At 71.5% G+C, this 21,862-nt stretch carries 19 protein-coding genes and 1 pseudogene; 10 read left to right on the top strand and 10 right to left on the bottom strand.

Annotated elements, in window-relative coordinates; translation table 11 throughout:
* Positions 1 to 54 precede the first annotated feature (54 nt).
* Positions 55 to 1,608, bottom strand: coding sequence for a gamma-aminobutyraldehyde dehydrogenase (locus ACZ4SW_RS20585; RefSeq protein WP_468245362.1), 1,554 nt, complete (start codon positions 1,606 to 1,608; stop codon positions 55 to 57).
* Between the two features lie 181 nt (positions 1,609 to 1,789).
* Between ACZ4SW_RS20585 and ACZ4SW_RS20580 the strand changes: the two genes are divergently transcribed.
* Positions 1,790 to 2,428: an NADAR family protein gene (locus tag ACZ4SW_RS20580; RefSeq protein WP_468245357.1), complete on the top strand. Its 639-nt coding sequence runs from the start codon at positions 1,790 to 1,792 to the stop codon at positions 2,426 to 2,428.
* Here the strand turns inward: ACZ4SW_RS20580 and ACZ4SW_RS20575 are convergent.
* On the bottom strand, positions 2,392 to 3,255 hold the full coding sequence (locus tag ACZ4SW_RS20575; RefSeq protein WP_468245350.1) for a DUF4190 domain-containing protein: 864 nt from the start codon (positions 3,253 to 3,255) through the stop codon (positions 2,392 to 2,394). The genes ACZ4SW_RS20580 and ACZ4SW_RS20575 overlap by 37 nt on opposite strands.
* A gap of 50 nt (positions 3,256 to 3,305) precedes the next feature.
* Here ACZ4SW_RS20575 and ACZ4SW_RS20570 point away from each other — a divergent pair.
* Together ACZ4SW_RS20570 and ACZ4SW_RS20565 are read left to right on the top strand one after the other, a co-directional pair.
* Positions 3,306 to 4,474 (top strand): annotated as a pseudogene (locus ACZ4SW_RS20570) (adenosine deaminase).
* Between the two features lie 69 nt (positions 4,475 to 4,543).
* Complete coding sequence (locus ACZ4SW_RS20565) at positions 4,544 to 5,251, top strand: glycerophosphodiester phosphodiesterase (protein ID WP_468245347.1); 708 nt, start codon at positions 4,544 to 4,546, stop codon at positions 5,249 to 5,251.
* Here ACZ4SW_RS20565 and ACZ4SW_RS20560 read toward each other — a convergent pair.
* Positions 5,233 to 6,888, bottom strand: a complete 1,656-nt coding sequence (locus tag ACZ4SW_RS20560; protein ID WP_468245858.1) for an RNA polymerase sigma factor — start codon at positions 6,886 to 6,888, stop codon at positions 5,233 to 5,235. The genes ACZ4SW_RS20565 and ACZ4SW_RS20560 overlap by 19 nt on opposite strands.
* 427 nt (positions 6,889 to 7,315) lie before the next feature.
* Here ACZ4SW_RS20560 and ACZ4SW_RS20555 point away from each other — a divergent pair, with 427 nt between their 5' ends.
* Positions 7,316 to 8,470, top strand: coding sequence for a serine hydrolase domain-containing protein (locus ACZ4SW_RS20555; protein WP_468245342.1), 1,155 nt, complete (start codon positions 7,316 to 7,318; stop codon positions 8,468 to 8,470).
* A gap of 120 nt (positions 8,471 to 8,590) precedes the next feature.
* On the opposite strand, the gene ACZ4SW_RS20550 is transcribed toward ACZ4SW_RS20555, so the two are convergent.
* Complete coding sequence (locus ACZ4SW_RS20550; RefSeq protein WP_468245336.1) at positions 8,591 to 10,030, bottom strand: gamma-aminobutyraldehyde dehydrogenase; 1,440 nt, start codon at positions 10,028 to 10,030, stop codon at positions 8,591 to 8,593.
* 165 nt (positions 10,031 to 10,195) lie between these two features.
* Between ACZ4SW_RS20550 and ACZ4SW_RS20545 the strand changes: the two genes are divergently transcribed.
* The 6 genes from ACZ4SW_RS20545 to ACZ4SW_RS20520 all read left to right on the top strand — a co-directional run bounded on the left by ACZ4SW_RS20545 (position 10,196) and on the right by ACZ4SW_RS20520 (position 15,661).
* The gene (locus ACZ4SW_RS20545; protein ID WP_468245331.1) at positions 10,196 to 10,711 is read left to right on the top strand and encodes an Lrp/AsnC family transcriptional regulator; all 516 of its coding nucleotides are present in this window, start codon (positions 10,196 to 10,198) and stop codon (positions 10,709 to 10,711) included.
* Positions 10,712 to 10,713: 2 nt separating this feature from the next.
* Positions 10,714 to 12,078 (top strand): aspartate aminotransferase family protein, encoded by a 1,365-nt coding sequence (locus tag ACZ4SW_RS20540; RefSeq protein WP_468245326.1) that lies wholly within the window; start codon positions 10,714 to 10,716, stop codon positions 12,076 to 12,078.
* 222 nt (positions 12,079 to 12,300) lie between these two features.
* Positions 12,301 to 13,038: an ABC transporter ATP-binding protein gene (locus ACZ4SW_RS20535; protein ID WP_468245320.1), complete on the top strand. Its 738-nt coding sequence runs from the start codon at positions 12,301 to 12,303 to the stop codon at positions 13,036 to 13,038.
* Positions 13,020 to 14,225: a hypothetical protein gene (locus ACZ4SW_RS20530; RefSeq protein WP_468245316.1), complete on the top strand. Its 1,206-nt coding sequence runs from the start codon at positions 13,020 to 13,022 to the stop codon at positions 14,223 to 14,225. Before ACZ4SW_RS20535 ends, ACZ4SW_RS20530 begins: the two co-directional genes overlap by 19 nt.
* A 103-nt stretch (positions 14,226 to 14,328) precedes the next feature.
* A complete protein-coding gene (locus tag ACZ4SW_RS20525; RefSeq protein WP_468245312.1) occupies positions 14,329 to 14,736 on the top strand; it encodes a VOC family protein in 408 nt (135 codons plus the stop codon).
* Positions 14,737 to 14,974: 238 nt separating this feature from the next.
* Complete coding sequence (locus ACZ4SW_RS20520) at positions 14,975 to 15,661, top strand: LAETG motif-containing sortase-dependent surface protein (RefSeq protein ID WP_468245308.1); 687 nt, start codon at positions 14,975 to 14,977, stop codon at positions 15,659 to 15,661.
* Positions 15,662 to 15,730: 69 nt separating this feature from the next.
* On the opposite strand, the gene ACZ4SW_RS20515 is transcribed toward ACZ4SW_RS20520, so the two are convergent.
* The 6 genes from ACZ4SW_RS20515 to ACZ4SW_RS20490 form a co-directional block, all read right to left on the bottom strand.
* Positions 15,731 to 16,171 (bottom strand): GNAT family N-acetyltransferase, encoded by a 441-nt coding sequence (locus ACZ4SW_RS20515; protein WP_468245304.1) that lies wholly within the window; start codon positions 16,169 to 16,171, stop codon positions 15,731 to 15,733.
* Positions 16,172 to 16,181: 10 nt separating this feature from the next.
* Positions 16,182 to 17,213, bottom strand: coding sequence for an ABC transporter ATP-binding protein (locus tag ACZ4SW_RS20510; protein ID WP_468245300.1), 1,032 nt, complete (start codon positions 17,211 to 17,213; stop codon positions 16,182 to 16,184).
* A gap of 2 nt (positions 17,214 to 17,215) precedes the next feature.
* Complete coding sequence (locus ACZ4SW_RS20505) at positions 17,216 to 18,880, bottom strand: ABC transporter permease (RefSeq protein WP_468245296.1); 1,665 nt, start codon at positions 18,878 to 18,880, stop codon at positions 17,216 to 17,218.
* A complete protein-coding gene (locus tag ACZ4SW_RS20500) occupies positions 18,856 to 19,893 on the bottom strand; it encodes a thiamine ABC transporter substrate-binding protein (RefSeq protein ID WP_468245854.1) in 1,038 nt (345 codons plus the stop codon). Before ACZ4SW_RS20500 ends, ACZ4SW_RS20505 begins: the two co-directional genes overlap by 25 nt.
* 267 nt (positions 19,894 to 20,160) lie before the next feature.
* Complete coding sequence (gene rlmN, locus ACZ4SW_RS20495) at positions 20,161 to 21,267, bottom strand: dual-specificity RNA methyltransferase RlmN (RefSeq protein ID WP_468245291.1); 1,107 nt, start codon at positions 21,265 to 21,267, stop codon at positions 20,161 to 20,163.
* A gap of 125 nt (positions 21,268 to 21,392) precedes the next feature.
* A complete protein-coding gene (locus ACZ4SW_RS20490; protein ID WP_468245288.1) occupies positions 21,393 to 21,551 on the bottom strand; it encodes a hypothetical protein in 159 nt (52 codons plus the stop codon).
* Positions 21,552 to 21,862 lie beyond the last annotated feature (311 nt).

Here is a 21,862-nt window from a genome sequence, read left to right as displayed (position 1 = left end):
GGAGGTGGTGCCCTTTCGGGAGGGTGTGCGGCCGCGGGTCGGGCGGCCCGTCTGCTAGCGGTCCCCGAAGATCGTGCGGTGCCAGTCCTTGCGGGCCACCGCCGTGTTGTCGAACATGACGTGCTTGATCTGGGTGTATTCCTCGAACGAATACGCGGACATGTCCTTGCCGAAGCCCGAGGCGCGGTAGCCGCCGTGGGGCATCTCGCTGATGATCGGGATGTGGTCGTTGACCCAGACGCAGCCCGACCTGATCTCGCGGGTCGCGCGGTTAGCCCGGTAGACGTCCCGCGTCCAGGCGGAGGCGGCGAGGCCGTAAGGGGTGTCGTTGGCGAGCCGGATGCCGTCGTCGTCGCTGTCGAAGGGCAGGACGACCAGCACGGGCCCGAAGATCTCGGACTGGACGATCTCGCTGTCCTGGGGTGCGTCGGCGATCAGGGTGGGCCGATAGTAGGCGCCGTCCTCGAGGTCGCCCCCGGGAGCCTCACCGCCGGTCACCACGCGCGCGTAGGCACGCGCCCGGTCGACGAAGCCGGCCACACGGTCCCGCTGGACGTGCGAGATCAGCGGACCGAGGTCGGTGCCGGGGGCGAACGGGTCGCCGAGCCGGACGGTCTCCATGAGGGCGGCGGTCCGCGCGACGAACTCGTCGTAGAGGGGCCGTTGCACATACGCGCGCGTGGCGGCCGTGCAGTCCTGGCCGGTGTTGATGAGGGCGCCCGCGACCGCGCCGTGCACGGCGGCCTCCAGGTCCGCGTCGTCGAAGACGACGAAGGGGGCCTTGCCGCCGAGTTCCAGGTGGAGGCGCTTGACGGTCGCGGTGGCGATCTCGGCGACGCGCCTGCCGACCGTGGTCGAACCGGTGAAGGAGGTCATGGCCACGTCGGGGTGACCGACGAGATGTTCGCCGGCCTCCTTGCCACTGCCGGTCACGATGTTGATGACACCGTCCGGGATGCCCGCGTACGTGGCGGCGCGGGCGAAGAGCAGGGAGGTCAGCGGGGTCGGCTCGGCCGGCTTCAGGACGATCGTGTTGCCCGCGGCGATCGCCGGGAGGATCTTCCAGGCGGCCATCTGGAGGGGGTAGTTCCAGGGCGCGATGGAGCCGATGACGCCGATGGGTTCGCGGCGGACGTAGGAGGTGTGGTCGCCGGAGTACTCGCCCGCGGACTGCCCCTGGAGGTGGCGGGCGGCACCGGCGAAGAAGGCGGTGTTGTCGATCGTGCCGGGGACGTCGAACTCCCGCGTCAGCTTCAGCGGCTTGCCGCACTGGAGCGACTCCACGCGGGCGAAGTCCTCGGCGCGGTCGGCGAGGACGGTGGCGAAGCGGTGCAGCGCGTCGGAGCGTTCGCCCGGAGTCGCCGCCGACCACTCGGGGAACGCGGCGCGGGCGGCGGCGACGGCGCGGTCGACGTCGCCCGTGCCTGCCAGTTCGTAGGTGTACACCTCGGTGCCGGTCGAGGGGTCGATCACCGCGTGCGTACGGCCCGAGGTGCCCCTCGCCGGTCGGCCCGCGATGTACTGCGCACCGTCCGCGAAACGTTCCTGTACGTCGTCCCGCGCCGTCGGGCGGGTGTGGGTGTCGCCGGCGCTGCCGGGGTTCTGCATGTCGCTCTCCTCCGCCGCCGGCCCCGCGTGCGCTGCGGAGGCCGACGTGGCTTCGGCTCGATGTGAGTGCCGATCCTGACAGAGCAAGGGGAGGCCAACAAGTGATTCCGTTGTTGCCTTTTGGTTACGCGACGGAATCTGTAGACCACCTGTCGAGTGAGGCTCAGAAAGCAAGGACGGAATGTCAGTGGTGCGTGCCAGACTCGGCGGCATGGAGAAGATCGATTCTTGGGACGTCCTGATCGGGGAGGTCCGCGCGGGGGCGAGGATCAAGTACCTCCACTTCTGGGGGCACCGTCCGCGCCGGGACGGCCGGATCGGGGCGAGCTGCCTGAGCCAGTGGTGGCCGTCGCCGTTCACGGTCGACGGCGTGGAGTACGCGACGGCCGAGCACTGGATGATGGCGTCGAAGGCGCGGCTCTTCGACGACGCGGCGGCGGAGCGGAAGGTGCTTCAGTCGCCGGAGCCCGCCCTCGCGAAGAAGGCGGGGCGCCTGGTACGCGGCTTCGACGAGGCGATATGGGAGCGCGAGCGGTTCGGCATCGTGGTCGAGGGCAGCGTGCACAAGTTCGCCGCGCACCGGGATCTGCGGGACTTCCTGCTGCGCACCGGGGAGTGGGTGCTCGTCGAGGCGAGCCCACTGGACCGGGTGTGGGGCATCGGGCTCGCCGCGGACGACGAACGGGCGGCGGATCCGGAGCGGTGGCGGGGGCCGAACCTGCTGGGGTTCGCGCTGATGGAGGCGCGGCAGCGGCTGGCCGCGGGTCAGGGGGGCCCGGTAGCTCAGCCGGTGGCGCCCGTCACCAGCGAGGTCGAGTAGCCGTCGTCGGTGCCCGTCCACGGGTCGTCGCCGCTGTCCGGGGCGGCGAGGAAGACGATGAGCAGGACGACGCCCAGGACGAAGCCGACCGCACCGCAGATGAGACCGGCCAGGGCCATGCCTCCGTTCGTCGCCTCGCCTCGGCGCGCCTTGCGACGGCCGACGATGCCGAAGATCACGGCGAGCACGCCGATGATCATGCTCACGGGCCAGAGGCAGAACACGACGACGGAGATGATGCCGAGCACGAGCGAGGCGATCCCCATGCCGTTGCTCGGCGGGAGCGGCATACCGGGCCAGCCGTAAGCGGCGCCCTGCGGGCCGTAGGGCATGCCGTACCCGGGATACGCGGGATACGCGGGAGGCCCGGGATAGCCGTACGGCACCTGACCCGGTCCCTCGGGCCCGACGGGGGGCGGCGGCACGGGCGCGCCCGGGGCGGGGGACACGGGTGCGAAGGGGTTGCCGGGGGCTGCGGGGCCCGCTTGGGCGTACGGGCCGGACCAGGGTCCCTGGGGCGGGGTGCCCGGTGGGGTGGGAGCGGGCGGCGGGACGGCCGTGGACCGGTGGGGCGCGGAGGGGGTGCCGCCGCCGGAGACCACGCCGCCCTGGGGCTCGACGGGGGGCGCCCATGGGTCGGGGGCGGGCTTGCCGAGCGGCACTCCGGACGGCCGGCCGGCGGGGGCACCCGGTATCCAGCCGCCCGCGCCGTCCGAGACCTCCGGGGCCTGTCCGCCCGCCGCACCGTCCGTCCCGCGGTCCGGTGAGGCCCACCCGTCCGGGGCCGCGTCCTGAGGTGTTCCCGGGCGCCGGGCGTCGTCGGACATGCGTGGGTCCCCCTCTGTCGGATGTTCCGTCATGCTACGGGCCCGTCTCGGTGGCGCGGCCCGCGCCCTACGATGATCCCGCACGTCACCGATCAGCCGATCACCGCGTCCCGCCCGGGCCGACCGCCCCGCGCCGGGACGCCGTTCCCGGGGAGGAACCTTGACCGACCACCGCGACGCTCCCGCCGTGCGCGACCTGCACGCCTTCATCGCCGGGCTGCCCAAGGCCGAACTGCACGTGCACCACGTCGGCTCCGCCTCCCCCCGCATCGTCTCGGAACTGGCCGCCCGCCACCCCGACTCCAAGGTGCCCACCGACCCCGAGGCGCTGGCCGACTACTTCACGTTCACCGACTTCGCCCACTTCATCGAGGTGTACCTGTCCGTCGTCGACCTGATCCGGACCCCCGAGGACGTGCGCCTGCTGACGTACGAGGTCGCCCGCGACATGGCCCGCCAGCAGGTCCGCTACGCCGAGCTGACCATCACCCCGTACTCGTCCACCCGCCGCGGTATCGACGAGCGCGCGTTCATGGACGCGATCGAGGACGCCCGCAAGGCCGCGGAGGCCGAGTTCGGGACCGTGCTGCGCTGGTGCTTCGACATCCCCGGCGAGGCCGGGCTCACCTCGGCCGAGGAGACGGTGCGGCTCGCCACCGACGACCGGCTGCGGCCCGAGGGGCTCGTCTCGTTCGGGCTCGGCGGCCCCGAGATCGGCGTGCCGCGGCCCCAGTTCAAGCCCTACTTCGACCGGGCCATAGCGGCGGGCCTGCACTCCGTGCCGCACGCGGGCGAGACGACCGGGCCGGAGACGGTGTGGGACGCGCTGAACGAGCTGCGCGCCGAGCGCATCGGGCACGGCACCAGCTCCGCCCGTGACCCGAAGCTGCTGGCCCACCTCGCCGAGCACCGCATCCCGCTGGAGGTCTGCCCGACCTCCAACATCGCCACGCGCGCGGTCCGCTCGCTCGACGAGCACCCCATCAAGGAGTTCCTGCGCGCCGGGGTCCTCGTCACCGTCAACTCCGACGACCCGCCGATGTTCGGCACCGACCTCAACAACGAGTACGCGGTCGCCGCCCGGCTCCTCGGCCTGGACGAGCGGGGCCTGGCCGGCCTCGCCAAGAACGCGGTCGAGGCGTCGTTCCTGGACGACGCGGGCAAGGCGCGGCTGTCGGCCGAGATCGACGCGTACACCGCGGCGTGGCTCGCGCCCTGACGGCCCGCACGCCGTCCGGCCACCACCCCGAGGGGCCGCCACGCGGCCCGGCACCGTCACAATGAGCCCATGCGTACCGTGACCGCCGTGGCCCATCGCGGCGACCCCTATCGTCACCGCGAGAACACGCTCGACTCGCTGCGTTCCGCGCTCCAACGCGGCGCGGACGCGGTGGAGATCGACGTACGGCTCTCCCGGGACGGCGTGCCCGTGCTGCTGCACGACGGGACGCTGAAGCGTCTGTGGGAGCACGACCGCCCGCTCGCGGCCCTCTCCTCGGAGGAGGTGCGGGGACTGACGGCGGGCGGCGTGCCGACGCTGGCGGACGCGCTCGCGGCGACCGACGGCAGCCGGGTGATGATCGACCTGCCGGGGGGTCCCTCGTCGGCCGCCGTTCGCCGGATCGTCGGCATCGTCCGGGACTGCAGAGCCGCCGAGCGCGTGTACTACTGCGCGGGCGCCGGGACCATGCTGGCGGTGCGTGCCGCCGATCCCGCGGCGGAGATCGCCCTGACCTGGACGACCCTCGCCCCGCCACGGCCCGCGCTGCTCGACGCGGTGCGCCCGCGCTGGCTCAACTACCGCTTCGGCCTGGTCGACCGGGACCTGGCGGCCCGGGTGCACCGGGGCGGCCATCTGCTGTCGGTGTGGACGCCCGACACCCGCCGGTCGATGCGGCGGCTGCTGGAGGCGGGCGTGGACTCGATCACGACGAACCGCATCGACGCGCTGTGTACGCTGCGCGGACCGCTGAACGGCTACACCTCGGAGCGCTGAGGGACGGTCGCCGGGTCGGCCGGGGTGGCGCGGGTGACGTACTGGGGCACCGGCGCGGTGTCCTTGCCGTTGTCGCGGACCAGGCCGTAGCGGATGGCGCCCTGCGCGGGGCCGGTGCGGATGTCCTTGTTCACGGCGTCCCAGTTCGTCGGGAAGACGGTGATGCCGTAGTCGCAGCCTCGCTCGTTCATGGTGAGGGTGACGGAGCCGTCCAGGTAGAAGTACTCGTTCTGCCACATCTGCTGGGTGCCGGCCGGCAGCACGGCGTATCCGATGGACGGTCCGCCCATGCCGGTGGCGTAGCCGCCCGGGCTGCCGGTGAGTGCGTCGTCCATCCGGCGGCCGCCGCCGGACGCCACGTGGAACAGCTTCCCCTTCAGGCCGGTCCAGGTCGGCATGACCAGGTTGCCCGGGCGGTACTTCGGCGCTATCTGCCAGCGCACGAGGACGTAGCCCCGGCCCTTGAGCGTGACGTTCTCGCCGCGGTGCTGCAGGACGGCCTTCGGGCCGCCGCTGCTGGTGATCCCGGACTCGGGGCGGTGCGGCAGCGGTCCCGGCGGGGTGTCCGGGGCGGGCGGCCTGTCGACGGCGTCGACGACCGTGCCGTACAGGTCCACCGCCTTCGCCGACGGTGTGGGGCTCACCGTGGACGGCGAGGGCAGGGCGCTCGGCGGGGTGTGCGTGGGCGGGCGGGCGGTGCTCGCCGCCGTGGGTGTGATCCGAGGGGCGGGCGGCGCCTGCGGCGTCCGCGTCACGACGTACGCGCCGCCCGCGACGATCGTCGCGCCCGCCGTGACGACCACGGCGGGCTTGGTGAGCGCGCCGAGCACCTTGGCCGACCAGCCGACGGAGGCGGCCGCCGCGGACGTCTTGCCGCCGAGCGCCAGCGAGAGGGCGAAGCCGGCCGGGACGGGGACGAGCGCGATCCCGGCGAGCAGTCGTTCGGCGGGCACGACGGCCTTCTCGGCCCCGGTGCACACGGGGCAGTCGCGAATGTGCCGGGCCAGCCGCTTGCGCCACACGGAGCCGGGGCGGCCGTCCCAGCGGGCGGTGACGGCGGCCAGAGAGGGGCAGGAGCCCTCCAGTGCCCGTACGATGCCGCGCGCCACCTCCAGCCGCGCCCTCATCCGCTGCACCCGCACGGCGGCGTGCTGACGGTTGATACCGACGGCGGCGGCCAGCTCGCGGCGGGTGAGTTCGCCCGCGACCTCCAGCCACCACAGCGACAGCAGTTGCCGGTCCTCGTCGTCGAGCCAGCGCACCGCTTCCGCGACCTCACGTCGCTGGCCCTCCAACTGCAGCCGCAGCACCGTGAGTTCGGCGAAGTCGGCGGCCCGGTCCCCCGCGTCCCCGGCCAGCGGCTCGGCCGTCCGGCGGCGCGCCCGGTCCCGTATCTGCCGCATGGCGATGGCGACCAGCCAGGAGCGGAAACTGTCCGGATCGCGCAGGGTGCCGATGTTGTCGACGGCGCGCAGCATCGTCTCCTGCACGACGTCGTCGACATCGGCATGGCCGTTCAGTGCACGGCCGACGATGTTGTAGACGAGCGGCAGCCAGCCCGCGACCAGCTCGTCCAGCGCCCGCCGGTCACCGGCCTGCGCCGCCGCGATGGTGGAACGCCACTGCCGGGTGTCCACGTGCGTCCTCTCCCTGGTCGTCGTACCGCCCTGCGGACGTACAGTCTCAGCCACGATCGGCATCCACGGGGCGGGCGGTCCACGATGGCTCGCGCCGGAACGCCGGATATCCGTCGATACCGGGACGGACCTTCTGCCGTGACCGGTGGTGGCGGCGGTGGGGGCGCTCACGGTCGCCGTGCCCGTGCCTCACGCGGTTCGCTCCTCTGCGTCGGGATCAGGGGGCGCTGGGGAGACGGAGCAGCGGGGGCCGGGATAACAGTTTTTCGGCGCGACGCGGACCACACGCCACCCCGCGGCACCGGCCCGTCCCCTAGGGGAACCCTCGGTCCCCGTGCCCGGGACCGTGCCCTCCTCCGAGAGGATCCCCCTCCACCGGGCGGCACGCAGGATGATCACCGACATCGTCTCGTCCAGGGAGCGTCCCATGCAGTTACGTCCGGCCGCCGTCGCCCTCACCACCGCCCTCGCCCTGGGCCTGGGCGCCCTCCCCCTGGCGGGAGTCGCCTCCGCCCGTTCCGGACCTCCGTCGTGCGCGGCACGGGCGACCGCGCCGCCCACGACGGGCGGCCCCGACACCCAAGCCCTGTGCGCGGCGATCGCCGGGCTGCCCGACCACGACGCCACCGCCGCGCTCATCCGCGTGGGCGGCCGGGGAACGTGGCGCGGCGTCGCCGGGGTGCGCGATGTGCGGACAGGGGCACCCGCGTTGGAGAACGCCCGCTTCAGGGCCGGTTCGGTGACCAAGGTGGTGACCGCGGCGATCGTGCTGCAACTCGCCGCCGAGGGACGGATCAGCCTGGACGGCACCGTGCAGCAGTATCTTCCGGGGCTGCTGACCGAGGACTTCGAGCCCGTCACCGTACGTCAGTTGCTCAACTACACGAGCGGACTGCAGCCGGGAGCGTCCCTCGGAGAGACGGTCGAGGAGGGATACCCGCACCGCTTCGAGACATTGACGCCGCGTCAGGTCGTGGCGGCCTCGGTCGCCAAGGGCCCGGAGTTCGCGCCCGGCACCCGGCAGGACTACGCCAACATCCACTACACCGTGCTCGGCCTGCTGATCGAGAAGGTCACCGGCGACTCCTACGCGCACCAGGCGGCCGTCCGGATCTTCCGGCCGCTCGGCATGCGGGACACCTCGTTCCCGCAGGGCTCCGACCCGCGCGTCCACGGCCCGCACAACCGGGGGTACGACTGGATCGACGGCAAGCTGGTCGACGTGACCGACTGGAACATGTCCGACCGGTGGGCCGCCGGCGACATGATCTCGACGACCGCCGACCTGGAACGTCTGCTGGTCGCGCTGTTCCGCGGACGGGTCGTGCCGGAGCCGCAGTTGCAGGAGATGTTCACCGTCCCGGACGTGCCCGGGGCGACCTACGGGGCGGCGCTGGAGCGGTTCGAGCTCGACGGCAGGGTCATCTGGGGCAAGACGGGCTCCCGCCCGGGCTATGCCACGGTGATCGCGGCCACCCGCGACCTGTCCCGGACACTCGTCTACTCGGTCGACGCGACCGACGCGAAGGGTGACGGCGCGGCCGTCGCACAGCGGTTCGGCTTCCCCGCGTTCAACCGCTGACGTTCACCCGGGACCGGGAGCCGGCGCTGCCGGCCGCGCCCTGGCGGACGCCTCCCGGACACACCGCGGCCCCGGGCGGAGACTCCCGCCCGGGGCCGCGCGCTGCTCGCCCTCGGAGGACTACGCGTCCAGCGACGTCATCACGTGCTTGATACGCGTGTAGTCGTCGAAGCCGTACGCCGACAGGTCCTTGCCGTAGCCGGACTTCTTGAAGCCGCCGTGCGGCATCTCCGCGACCAGCGGGATGTGCGTGTTGATCCACACGCAGCCGAAGTCGAGGGCCTTGGACATGCGCATCGCGCGGGCGTGGTCCTTGGTCCACACCGAGGAGGCGAGGGCGTAGTCGACGCCGTTCGCGTACTCGACGGCCTGCTCCTCGTCGGTGAAGGACTGCACGGTGATGACCGGGCCGAAGACCTCGTTCTGGATGATCTCGTCGTCCTGCTTGAGGCCCGAGACGACGGTCGGGGCGTAGAAGTAGCCCTTGTCGCCGACCGTGTGACCGCCGGCCTCCACCTTGGCGTGCGCGGGCAGGCGCTCGATGAAGCCGGAGACCTGCTTGAGCTGGTTGGGGTTGTTCAGCGGGCCGTAGAGCACGTCCTCGTCGTCGGGCAGGCCGGTCTTCGTCTCGGCGGCGGCCTTGGCGAGCGCGGCCACGAACTCGTCGTGGATGGACTCGTGGACCAGGACGCGGGTGGCGGCGGTGCAGTCCTGGCCGGCGTTGAAGAAGCCCGCCACCGAGATGTCCTCGACGGCCTTGGCGATGTCGGTGTCCTCGAAGACGACGACCGGCGCCTTGCCGCCCAGCTCCAGGTGGACGCGCTTGAGGTCCTTGGACGCGGACTCGGCGACCGACATGCCCGCGCGGACGGAGCCGGTGATGGACGCCATCGCCGGGGTCGGGTGCTCGACCATCATGCGGCCCGTGTCGCGGTCGCCGCAGATGACGTTGAAGACACCCTTGGGCAGGATGGAGCCGATGATGTCGGCGATCAGGACGGTGGACGCCGGGGTGGTGTCCGACGGCTTCAGGACGACCGTGTTGCCCGCGGCGATCGCCGGGGCGAACTTCCACACGGCCATCATCATCGGGTAGTTCCACGGCGCGACCTGCGCGCAGACGCCGACCGGCTCGCGGCGGATGATGGAGGTCATCCCCTCCATGTACTCACCGGCCGAGCGGCCCTCGAGCATCCGGGCCGCGCCCGCGAAGAAGCGGATCTGGTCGATCATCGGAGGGATCTCCTCCGAGCGGGTCAGCCCGATCGGCTTGCCCGTGTTCTCGACCTCGGCCGCGATCAGTTCCTCGGCGCGCTCCTCGAAGGCGTCAGCGATCTTCAGCAGGGCCTTCTGCCGCTCGGCGGGCGTGGTGTCGCGCCAGCCCGGGAAGGCCGCGGCGGCGGCCGCCATCGCGGCGTCGACGTCCGCCTGCCCGGACAGCGGGGCGGTCGCGTACGCCTCACCGGTCGCGGGGTTGACCACCTGAGTGGTCCGTCCGTCGGCGGCGTCACGGAATTCGCCGTCGATGTAGTTGCGCAGACGACGCAGCTCGGTGCTCACTGCGGGCCCTCCAAGTTCAGGTGTCCAATCGCTGAGACACCCACCCTAGTCCGTGGGCCCACGTTTTCAACACCCTCCCTCGCGCCAGTTCTGCGAAATCCGCAGAGTAGATCCACTGAAACAACGAATTTCATCGATTCGGCCTTGCGGAACTGTTGATACGTCGTGCACAGTGAGGTCGTGGCCAGTCGAAGCGCAGACCAGAGGGACTCCCGCGAGTCCAGGAACGGCACCTCCCACCTGGACGCCGTCTCCCTCGCCATCATCGAACAGCTCCAGGAGGACGGCCGCCGGCCGTACGCCGCGATCGGCAAGGCCGTCGGCCTGTCGGAGGCGGCGGTGCGCCAGCGCGTCCAGAAGCTGCTCGACCAGGGCGTGATGCAGATCGTCGCCGTCACGGACCCGCTCACCGTGGGCTTCCGCCGGCAGGCGATGGTCGGGGTCAACGTCGAGGGAGACGTGGAGGCCGCGGCCGACGCGCTGGCCGCCATGGGCGAATGCGAGTACGTCGTGATGACCGCGGGCTCGTTCGACCTGATGGTGGAGATCGTCTGCGAGGACGACGACCACCTGCTGGAAGTCATCAACAAACGCATCCGGGCCGTTCCCGGCGTGCGCTCCACCGAGAGCTTCGTCTACCTCAAGCTGAAGAAGCAGACCTACATGTGGGGAACCCGATAGCCGTGAGCACCAAGGACCTCAGCAAGACCGCGTACGACCACCTGTGGATGCACTTCACCCGCATGTCCTCGTACGAGAACGCACCCGTCCCCACCATCGTCCGGGGCGAGGGCACCTACATCTACGACGACAAGGGCAAGCGCTACCTCGACGGGCTCGCCGGTCTGTTCGTGGTCCAGGCGGGCCACGGCCGCACCGAACTGGCGGAGACGGCCTTCAAGCAGGCCCAGGAGCTGGCGTTCTTCCCGGTGTGGTCCTACGCCCACCCCAAGGCCGTCGAGCTCGCGGAGCGGCTCGCCGACTACGCCCCGGGCGATCTGAACAAGGTCTTCTTCACCACGGGCGGCGGTGAGGCGGTGGAGACCGCCTGGAAGCTCGCCAAGCAGTACTTCAAGCTGGTCGGCAAGCCCACCAAGCACAAGGTGATATCCCGCGCGGTCGCCTACCACGGCACCCCGCAGGGCGCCCTGTCCATCACGGGCCTGCCGGGTCTGAAGGCCCCGTTCGAGCCGCTGGTCCCGGGCGCGCACAAGGTCCCCAACACCAACATCTACCGCGCGCCGATCTTCGGCGACGACCCGGAGGCCTTCGGCCGCTGGGCCGCCGACCAGATCGAGCAGCAGATCCTCTTCGAGGGCCCGGACACGGTCGCCGCGGTCTTCCTGGAGCCGGTGCAGAACGCCGGCGGCTGCTTCCCGCCCCCGCCCGGCTACTTCCAGCGGGTGCGCGAGATCTGCGACCAGTACGACGTGCTGCTGGTCTCCGACGAGGTGATCTGCGCCTTCGGCCGCCTGGGCACCATGTTCGCCTGCGACAAGTTCGGCTACGTCCCGGACATGATCACCTGCGCCAAGGGCATGACCTCGGGCTACTCCCCGATCGGCGCGTGCATCGTCTCCGACCGCCTGGCCGAGCCGTTCTACAAGGGCGACAACACCTTCCTGCACGGCTACACCTTCGGCGGCCACCCGGTCTCCGCCGCCGTGGGCCTGGCCAACCTCGACCTGTTCGAGCGCGAGGGCCTGAACCAGCACGTGCTGGACAACGAGGCCGCGTTCTTCTCCACGCTGCAGAAGCTGCACGACCTGCCGATCGTCGGCGACGTCCGCGGCAACGGCTTCTTCTACGGCATCGAGCTGGTCAAGGACAAGGCGACCAAGGAGTCCTTCGACGAGGAGGAGACCGAGCGCGTCCTGTACGGCTTCCTGTCCAAGGCGCTGTTCGACAACGGCCTGTACTGCCGTGCCGACGACCGCGGCGATCCGGTCGTCCAGCTCGCCCCGCCGCTGATCTCGAACCAGGAGACCTTCGACGAGATCGAGCAGATCCTGCGCGCCACGCTCACGGAGGCGTGGACCAGGCTGTAGCCCTCCCCCGGTGTTCGGATCGTCCTTCCGGATGATCAACAAACGGCTCCGGTCCGCCCGTTCGAGTGAGAAACGGGGGTCCGGGGCCGTTTGCTGTCCGGGCTCCCGACGCGGTCTGCCTAGCGTGCGAAGTGACCGATCGCCCTTGCCGTCGTTCGCCCGAACGGGTCCCCCCGGACGGGGATCGGCATGGGAAAACGGATCTGAACCGAGGTGTACGCCATGGTCGCCCCGCCGGACAACGACGTGCTCTGGGCACGCTCCCTGCACTTCCAGCACAACGGCTCACCCGCGCTGCGCGGGGTCTCCCTCGGGGTGCGCGAGGGGGAGATCCTGGCCGTCACCGGCCCGCGCGGCAGCGGCAAGACGACCCTGCTGCAGTGTCTGGCGGGACTGCTGCCCGCCCAGCGGGGCGAGGTCTGGTTCAACAGCACACCCGTGCACACCATGGGCCCGCTCACCCGCGAGAGGCTGCGCCGCGACCGGTTCGGCTGGATCGACCCGGTTCCGATGCTCGTCCCCGAGCTGAACGCCTGGGAGAACGCGGCGCTGCCGCTGATGCTGCGCGGCACGAGCCGCCGCCGCGCCAAGACGGCCGCCCTGGAGTGGCTGGAACGCCTCGACATCGGCGACAGCGCCCGCAAGCGCCCCCACGAACTGGCCCATCCGGAGCGGCAGCGGATCGCCGTCGCCCGGGCGCTCGCCACCTGCCCGACCGTGCTCTTCGCGGACGAGCCCACCGCGTCCCTGCACCGCGCCGACGGCGCCCAGGTACTGCGCACACTCACCACGGCGGCCCGCTCGCACGGCATCACCGTCGTCCTGGCCACGCAGCCGGCACAGGCCGCCGGCCTCGTCGACCGGACGGTGTCGCTGCTGGACGGGCGGCGCGTGAACACGGTCCATCTGCCACCGGTGTCCGAGACGGAAGGCCGACCGACGTGCTCGCTCTCCGCCTAGCCCGCGGGGCGCGCCCCCTGGTCCAGCTCCGCCGGCTCCTGGTCGTCGCGGCCTCGACCGGCACGGGCTTCCTGCTGCTGTGCACGCTGGGGCACGCCCTGGGGCACCCGGAGGCGGCGGACGGCTCGGCACTGCGGCTGGCGTGGTGCCTGGCGCCGATCGCGGCCACCGGGTACCTCGCGGTCGCCGTCGCCCGCACGGACCCGGGCACCCGCCCACGGTCCGGTCTGGCGGCGATCGGCCTGGGCCCGGCCCGGCTGATGGCCCTTTCGGCGACGACCACGGCCTTCACGACCGGGCTCGGTTCGCTGCTGGCCCTGCTGGCCTTCCTGCATCTGCGCGGCGACCCGACGGGGATGCCGTTCGACGGCGCGGCGGCGGACCTCCTCGCCGCCGACCAGCCCCTGCCCGTGCCCGCGGTGCTCACGCTGCTGACGCTGGTGCCGCTCACGGCGTCCCTGGCGACCGCGGTGGCGCTGCGCCCGCGAGACGGCCGGCCACAGCATGTGGACGACTACGGCCCCGACGACTCCGCCGACGTACCGGCCGAGGATCCGGCGCCGGAGCCACCGGAGCCCGGGCCCCCGCCCGGGGGCCTGCCCTGGGGTGTGGCCGCGCTGGCCGCGGGGTTCGCCGTGGAGGCGCACGCGAGCCGGCCGGGTCCGGCCCCGGGTGCTCCGCTGCCCGGCGGGCTCACGGGCGGGCCGGTGGCGGTACTCGCGGGATGGGCGCTGACCGCGCTGGGGCTCGCACTCGCCGGGCCCGCGCTCACCCATCTGTGCGGGTGGCTGGTGCAGTCGGTGCGCCCGGGAGCCGTGCGGCTGCTGGCCGGGCGCGGTCTTCAGGAGGAGGCGCAGCGGATCGGCCGGCCTCTCGGGGTGGTGTGCGCGGTGGCGTCGGGCTTCTACGCCATGGCGGCGCTGTACGCCGACACGCGCCCGGCCCCCGGGCCGCTGACGACGCTGGGCGCTGTGGTGGTGGGCGGCTGCGCGGTGGCTGCGCTGGCGACGGCCGCGGTGGAGGCCAGGCAGGCCCGTGCCGACACGGTCGCCGCGCTGGTGCGGCTGGGCGCCCCGGCCACCGTGCTGCGCACCGCGGCACTGCTGCGCGCGGGCGCGCTGGCGCTGGTGTTCACCCCCGTGACCTGGACCGTCGCGGAGCTCGCGGCGCTGCCGCTGACGGGCTGAGAAGATCCCGGAAAATTTCTTCCCGCCCCGCGATGAGTTCGGCGTCGGCGCGCGGTCCATCCCTGCGTACGGTCCATCCGCCACAGTGAAAGAGAGGCCGCTGATGTACCAGCAGATGATCTTCGTGAACCTGCCCGTCGCCGACGTCGAGACGTCGAAGAAGTTCTTCACGGAGCTGGGCTACACGATCAACCCGCAGTTCTCGTCGGACGACTGTGCCTGCGTCGTGATCAGCGACACCATCATCGCGATGATGCTGAGCCACCAGCACTACGCCAACTTCACCGAGAAGGAGATCGCGGACGCCACCAGGACCAGCGAGGTGCTGCTGTGCCTGAGCGCGGAGAGCCGCGAGAAGGTGGACGAACTGGTCGACCGGGCGGTGGCCGCGGGCGGCACGGTGTCCGGTCGGACACAGGACTACGGCCACATGTACGGCCGTGCGTTCGACGACCCGGACGGCCACACCTGGGAGGTCATGTGGATGGACCCGGCGGTGGTGCAGGGCTGAGCCCGCTCGTGAACGAGGGTGCGCACGCGGGGGGTTGAGAACGGGGAGTTGTGAACAGTCCTGCGTATTTCAAACGCACGGACGGTTAATGAGCAGGTAAAGACGCCCGTCATGCCGGACATCGGCGTTGACAGCGCTTAGCTGACGCTTATAAACCTGTGAGCCTCTCGGGGATGCTGTGGTTGCAGTGCAACATCCCCTGAACCCCCCGCAGTTGCGCATCCCGTGAAGGGCAACCGTGTCCATATCCTCCCGCACCGCTCGAACGGTGCGCATCCTCGGCGTGGCCTCGGCCTCCGCCGCGCTCGCGCTCGGCGTCGCCGACACCGCGCTCGCCTGCAACATCCGTGACTTCTCGGCGGTCGCGTCCTGCGACGGCAACGGGAAGGGCAGCATCACCGTCACCGACAAGGACTTCTCGGGCCAGAAGGCGACCATCGGCGTCTACCTGGAAGAGAACGGCTCGGACGCGAGGAAGGTCGGTGAGCAGCAGGTCACCGGCAAGAAGGACGGCGCGATCGTCACGTTCTCCGAGAACTGGGCGGCGAACGCCAAGTACCGCGTCCACATCGACGTCCCCGGCTTCGTCAACAACGACCTCGACATCACCACGCCGTCGAAGGCCTGCGCCACCTCGGAGACCACTCCGTCGGCCCCCGCGTCCACCCCGCCGGCTTCGGACACCCCGACCCCGTCGGCCACCCCGTCCTCGTCCGCCACTCCGTCGCAGGCGCAGAGCACGGCCCCCGCCACGACCGGGGACAACTCCCCCTCGCCCGCGGCGGGCAGCTCCAACCTCGCCGAGACCGGCGCCAGCTCCAACACGCCCATGATCGCCGGTATCGCCGGCGGCCTGGTCGTCATCGGTGGCGGCGCGGTGTTCTTCGGCATGCGCCGCCGCGGCAGCGCGTCGAAGAGCAACTGACGCCTCCGCACCCGCACGAACCGACGGCCCGCCCCCTTCGCCGGGGCGGGCCGTTGCGCGTCCTGCGCCTCAGTCCGGCCGGCGAACCATGAACACGTCCACCGGATCCTCGGTCTCCACCGTGAACCCGTGCCGCTCGTAGAACCGGCGGGCGCGACTGCCCTGCAGCACGTTCAGCCGGACGAGGACACCGCGGCGGTCGCACCGCTCCAGCAGGTCGCGCAGTACGCCCGAACCGATACCGCTGCCCTGAAGCTGCGGATCCAGGTAGAAGTGCTCCAGCCAGTGGGCGTCCTCGGCCGGTCGCAGCGCCACACAGCCGGCGAACGCACCACCCACCTCGATCACCCATGTGTGGGCCGGGTCGAATCGGTCCCGCAGCCGCTGCCGCACCCGCTGCTCGTCGTACCGCCCGAGCCGTTCCAGATCCGCCCGCATCACCACGGCACGCAACTCGACCACCGCCTCGACGTCCGACACCGCCGCCGGGCGCATCTCCCAGTCCGCCATGATCATCACCCTAGGTGCCGGGCGCGCCGCCGAGGACCACGATGTCCGCCGCGTCGAAGACGACCCCGACCTCGTCCCCGGGCTCCGGGGCCGACCGCAGTGGGCAGGCCGCCTCCAGTGCGGGGGCCTTCTCCGGTTGCAGGCGTACGGCGACGTGGGTGCCGCGGAAGGTGCGGGCGGTCACGGTGCAGGGCAGGCCCGCGGTGGGGTCGGTCAGCCGTACGCCCCCGGGACGCACGAGGAGCGTGCCGGGTCCCTGCGGGGAGCCTTCCGGGACCGGGAGCTTGCCCCACGGGGTGTCCGCGGCCTCGCCGGCGACGTTCGCCTCCACCAGGTTGTCGAAGCCGAGGAAGCGCGCCACGAACTCGTTCGCGGGCCGCTGCCACACCTCAAGGGGCGTACCGGACTGGGCGATCCGCCCGTCGCGCATCACCACGACCCGGTCGGCGAGCGCGAAGGCCTCACCCTGGTCATGGGTGACGGCGAGGACGGTCGTGCCCAACCGGCCGAACAGTTCGCGCAGTTCGACGACCAGGCGTTCGCGCAGCGACCGGTCGAGCTGGCCGAGCGGCTCGTCCAGCATCAGCAGCCGCGGCCGGGGCGCGAGCGCGCGGGCGAGCGCGACACGCTGCTGCTCACCGCCGGAGAGCTCGGACACGGCCCTGCGCGCGGCCCCCGGCAGTCCGACCAGGTCGAGCAACTCCCCGACGCGGGCCTCCCGTTCGGTGCGCGGCGTCCCGTGCATCCGCAGCCCGAAGGCGACGTTCCCGCCCACGTCCCGCTGGGGGAAGAGCTGGTGGTCCTGGAACATCAGGCCCACCCCGCGCCGGTGGGCCGGCACCCCGTCGAGGTCCCGGCCGTCGAGGAAGACCCGTCCCGCGTCGAGGGGCTGGAGCCCGGCCACGGCCCGCAGCAGCGTCGACTTGCCGCTTCCGCTCGGCCCGAGCACGCACACGGTCTCGTGCTCGGCGACCTCCAGGTCCACTCGGTCCAGCGCGGTCCGCCCGCCGAAGCGTACGGTCGCCTCTTGCAGCCTGAGCATCGTCAGAACTCCCCCGTCCGATCCGTCCGCAGCCTCTCCAGGACACCCAGCGCCACCGCGCACACCACCATCAGGAGTGTCGACAGGGCCATCGCCTGCCCGTAGTTGAGGTCGCCGGGCCGCGCGAGCAGCCGGGCCACGGCGACCGGCAGCGTCGGGTTGTCGGGCCGTGCGATGAACACGGTCGCCCCGAACTCGCCCAGCGACACGGCGAACGCGAACCCGGCCGCGATCAGCAGCGCCCGCCGAACGATCGGCAGATCGACCTCGCGCCACACCCGCCACGGCGACGCCCCGAGCACGGCGGCCGCCTCCCGCAGCCGTTCGTCCACGGCCCGCAGCACGGGCAGCATGGTGCGGACGACGAAGGGGGCGCCGACCAGCGCCTGCGCGAGCGGCACCAGGATCCAGGAACCGCGCAGGTCGAGCGGTGGCTTGTCGAGCGCGATGAGGAACCCGAACCCGACGGTGACCGCGGACACGCCGAGCGGCAGCATCAGCAGCGCGTCGAAGCCCCGTACGAGCCGGCCCGCGTCCCTGCGGGCGAGGGCCGCGGCGGCGAGCGAGCCGATCAGCACCGCGATGAGGGTGGCGGCGACGGCGTACTGCAGGGAGTTCGCGACGGCGGCGACGGGCGGGACGAGGAAGGTGCTGTCGTCGGTGCGGGTCAGTGCCCGGTAGTAGGCGAACCCGGGCGCGTCGAGCGAGCGTTGGACGAGAACGGCGAGCGGCAGGACGAGCAGGAGGGCGACGGTGGTGAGGACCGTGCCGAGCAGCGCCCACTGACCGGCTCCACGTGGCCTGCGCGCCGTGCGCGACGCGTCGACCAGCTTGAGCGCGCTCTCGCGTCGGCGCACGGTCCAGGCGTGCACCGAGAGGATCGCGGCGACCGCGACGAACTGGACGATCGTCAGCACCGCGGCGGTGGACAGGTCGAAGATCTCCGAGGTCTGCCGGTAGATCTCCACCTCGAGGGTGGAGAAGGCGGGGCCGCCGAGGATCTGCACCACGCCGAACGAGGTGAAGGTGAACAGGAACACCATCAGCGCGGCGGCGGCGACGGCCGGGCCCAGCGCGGGCAGTGTCACCGTCCGCCAGGCCGCGAGCCGGGAGGCCCCGAGCACGCGCGCGGCCTCCTCCTGGCGGGGGTCGAGCTGTGCCCACAGTCCACCGACCGTGCGGACGACGACGGCGTAGTTGAAGAAGACGTGGGCGAGCAGGATGGCCCACACGGTGGTGTCGAGCCTGACACCCCACAGGTCGTCGAGGAGTCCGCCGCGGCCCACCAGGGCCAGGAACGCCGTGCCGACGACGACTGTGGGCAGCACGAACGGGACGGTGACGACCGCGCGCAGCACCTGCCTGCCCGGGAACTCGTAGCGGGCGAAGACGTAGGCGCCGGGCAGCGCGATCAGCAGGGTCAGGGCGGTGGAGGCGAGGGCCTGCCAGGTGGTGAACCACAGCACGTGCCGCATGTCCGGCTGTGCGAGCACGTCCACGATCCGCCCGAGCCGCCAGGCCCCGTCCACCTTCAGACCGCGTGCGACGATCGCGGCGACGGGGTAGGCGAAGAAGACCGCGAAGAACGCGACGGGCAGGGCCATCAGCCCGAGCCGCGCCGCGCTCCCCCGCCTGCGTGGGGTCACTTCAGTACGAGCGACGTCCACGACTTGACCCACTGGTCACGGCTGGCGGCGATCTTCGCGGGCGCCATGGTCTCGGGGTCCGCGGCGGCGGGCCCGTACTCGGTGAACTCCGCGGGCACCTTCGCGCCCTTGACCACCGGGTAGACGAACATGTTGAGCGGCATGTCCTCCTGGAACCTCCTGCTGATCAGGAAGTCGAGGAACGCCTTGCCGCCCTTGGTGTTGCGGGCGCCCGTCAGCAGACCGGCGAACTCGATCTGGCGGAAGCAGGTGCCGGTGGCGACACCGGTCGGCGCGGTCTTCGGACGCGGCTGGGCGTAGACGACCTCGGCGGGCGGCGAGGAGGCGTAGGAGACGACGAGCGGCCGGTCACCCTTGGCCTTCTTGCCCCCGGCGGACCCGGAGAACTCCTGGTCGTACGCCTGCTCCCAGCCGTCGACCACCTTCACGCCGTTGGCCTTGAGCTTCTTCCAGTAGTCCGGCCAGCCGGTGTCCCCGTACTTGGCGGCGGTGCCGAGCAGGAAGCCGAGGCCGGGCGAGGAGGTGGCGGCGTTCTCGGTGACGAGGAGGTTCTTGTACTGGGGCTTGACGAGGTCGTCGAAGGAGGCCGGCGGGGCCAGCTTGTGGTCGGCGAAGTACTTCTTGTCGTAGTTGACGCAGATGTCGCCGTAGTCGACGGGCGTGACCCGGTGCTTGTCCCCGTCCAGCCGGTACGGGGCGCCGACCTGGTCCAGTCCCTTGGCCTGGTACGGCTGGAACAGGCCGTTGTCGAGAGCCCTCGACAGCAGCGTGTTGTCGACGCCGAAGAAGACGTCGCCCTGCGGGTTGTCCTTGGTGAGGATCGCCTTGTTGACGGCCTGGCCCGCGTCACCGTCCTTGAGGACCTTGACGGTGTAGCCGGACTGCTTCTCGAACGCGGCGATGACGCTCTTCGAGGCGGCCCACGAGTCGTGGCTGACCAGGGTCACGGTCTTGGAGTCGCCTCCGCTCCCGCTTGCGGAACCGGACGATCCGCACGCGGACAGCGCGACCATGCCCAGCCCGACGGCCACGGCCGCGAACTGCTTACCGGTGATGCTCAACTGGATTCCTCCTGGGGGTGACCAGGAAGAGACGCGGCCCTGCCCGGGACCTTGCGGCGGTTCCCGGGCAGGGCGCAACAGCTCGAGTGAAGACCGAACTCCCTACCCAGAATGACCTGGGCGAGGTTCAGAGGGTCTGCGGTCGCTACCGCACTCTCAGCGCTGTGGCGCTCCCCTGTCGGAATATGAAGATGTACGTACTGACTGACGGCCCTCAGACTACCGCTCGGTCGCGGCGAGCTGACCGCACGCCCCGTCGATCTCCTGTCCCCGGGTGTCCCGGATCGTCACCGGTACACCATGGGCGGCGATCGCGTCGACGAACGCCTTCTCGTCCTCGGGCCGGGAGGCGGTCCACTTGGAGCCGGGCGTCGGGTTCAGCGGGATCAGATTGACGTGCACGGGCTTGCCCTTGAGCAGCCGGCCCAGCAGGTCGCCGCGCCACGCCTGGTCGTTGATGTCGCGGATCAGGGCGTACTCGATGGACAGCCGGCGCCCGGACTTCTCGACGTAGTCGAACCCGGCGTCGAGGACCTCGCGCACCTTCCACCGCGTGTTGACGGGGACGAGCGTGTCACGCAGCTCGTCGTCCGGGGCGTGCAGCGAGATGGCGAGACGGCACTTGAAGCCCTCGTCGGCGAACCGGTGGATGGCCGGGACCAGTCCGACGGTGGAGACGGTGATGCCGCGCTGCGAGAGGCCCAACCCGTCCGGCGCGGGGTCGGTGAGGGCGCGGACGGCGCCGACGACACGCTTGTAGTTCGCCAGGGGCTCGCCCATGCCCATGAAGACGATGTTGGACAGCCGCGCCGGCCCGCCGGGGATCTCGCCGTCGCGCAGCGCGCGCATGCCGTCCACGATCTGGTGCACGATCTCGGCGGTCGACAGGTTCCGGTCCAGGCCCGCCTGGCCGGTGGCGCAGAACGGGCAGTTCATGCCGCAGCCCGCCTGGGAGCTGATGCACATGGTGACCCGGTCGGGGTAGCGCATCAGCACGGACTCGACGAGCGTGCCGTCGAACAGCCGCCACAGCGTCTTGCGGGTGGTGCCCTGATCCGTGGAGAGGTGCCGCACGACCGTCATCAGCTCCGGGAGCAGCGCCTCCTGGAGCTTGGCGCGCGACGGCGCGGGGATGTCGGTCCACTGCTCCGGCGCGTGCGCGAACCGCGCGAAGTAGTGCTGCGAGAGCTGCTTGGCGCGGAACGGCTTCTCACCGATCGCGGCGACCGCCTCCTTGCGCTCGGCGGGCGAGAGATCGGCGAGATGCCGCGGCGGCGTCTTGGCTCCGCGCGGGGCGACGAAAGTGAGTTCTCCGGGCTTAGGCATGGCTCAACCAGTGTCGCAGATCCAATCGGGTGACCTGCGGCTGTCGCTCGCTACGACTGTCGTCAGTAGTCGTCACCGGTCGCCGCTGAGCGGCCTCGGGCGGCCCAGGGACGGCCCAGCGGAGATCACTCGTCGACCGTCAGCCACTCATCGAGCCGGACCTTGACCTGGTGGTTGTGGGCGGCGTGCCAGATGACCTCCCCACTGACGAAGGCCCCGAGGGCCGGGAGGTCCATCCCGGGCGGCATGGCCGTGATCTCCGCCAGCGCCATGGCGTTCGGCACACCGTCTATACGTACCTTCTGGGGCGAGTCCGCCCTCATGGGCTGTGACCGGGAGCGTGTGAGGACAACGGCATTCGGTGATTGAGCTGTTCGGCTGATTACGTTCCGTTGCGTCGAGCCGTGTCACGTCCCTGCCCCTGTGTCATGCGCTACTGGGGTCGCTGATGCATCCCCTCACCCCTCAGGAGTCTTGGCGGATGAACGCAAGAACCCTTCTCAAGACCGTTGCACGGGCCGCGGCCCACCGCGGGCGGCTGTGTGTCCCCGCCGCGATGGCGCTCACGCTGGCGGTGGCCCCGGGTTCCGCCGCG

It is taken from the genome of Streptomyces sp. NPDC028331 (assembly GCF_055565775.1).
This window is presented reverse-complemented; position numbering and strand designations above follow the sequence as displayed.

What these genes read in the sequence shown, in the direction of transcription:
- ACZ4SW_RS20510 (WP_468245300.1), bottom strand. Translation starts at nt 17,213, where the DNA reads ATGCTCAGGCTGCAAGAGGCGACCGTACGCTTCGGCGGGCGGACCGCG.
- ACZ4SW_RS20580 (WP_468245357.1), top strand. Translation starts at nt 1,790, where the DNA reads ATGTCAGTGGTGCGTGCCAGACTCGGCGGCATGGAGAAGATCGATTCT.
- ACZ4SW_RS20565 (WP_468245347.1), top strand. Translation starts at nt 4,544, where the DNA reads ATGCGTACCGTGACCGCCGTGGCCCATCGCGGCGACCCCTATCGTCAC.
- ACZ4SW_RS20585 (WP_468245362.1), bottom strand. Translation starts at nt 1,608, where the DNA reads ATGCAGAACCCCGGCAGCGCCGGCGACACCCACACCCGCCCGACGGCG.
- ACZ4SW_RS20555 (WP_468245342.1), top strand. Translation starts at nt 7,316, where the DNA reads ATGCAGTTACGTCCGGCCGCCGTCGCCCTCACCACCGCCCTCGCCCTG.
- ACZ4SW_RS20525 (WP_468245312.1), top strand. Translation starts at nt 14,329, where the DNA reads ATGTACCAGCAGATGATCTTCGTGAACCTGCCCGTCGCCGACGTCGAG.
- ACZ4SW_RS20535 (WP_468245320.1), top strand. Translation starts at nt 12,301, where the DNA reads ATGGTCGCCCCGCCGGACAACGACGTGCTCTGGGCACGCTCCCTGCAC.
- rlmN (WP_468245291.1), bottom strand. Translation starts at nt 21,267, where the DNA reads ATGCCTAAGCCCGGAGAACTCACTTTCGTCGCCCCGCGCGGAGCCAAG.
- ACZ4SW_RS20575 (WP_468245350.1), bottom strand. Translation starts at nt 3,255, where the DNA reads ATGTCCGACGACGCCCGGCGCCCGGGAACACCTCAGGACGCGGCCCCG.
- ACZ4SW_RS20515 (WP_468245304.1), bottom strand. Translation starts at nt 16,171, where the DNA reads ATGGCGGACTGGGAGATGCGCCCGGCGGCGGTGTCGGACGTCGAGGCG.
- ACZ4SW_RS20500 (WP_468245854.1), bottom strand. Translation starts at nt 19,893, where the DNA reads ATGGTCGCGCTGTCCGCGTGCGGATCGTCCGGTTCCGCAAGCGGGAGC.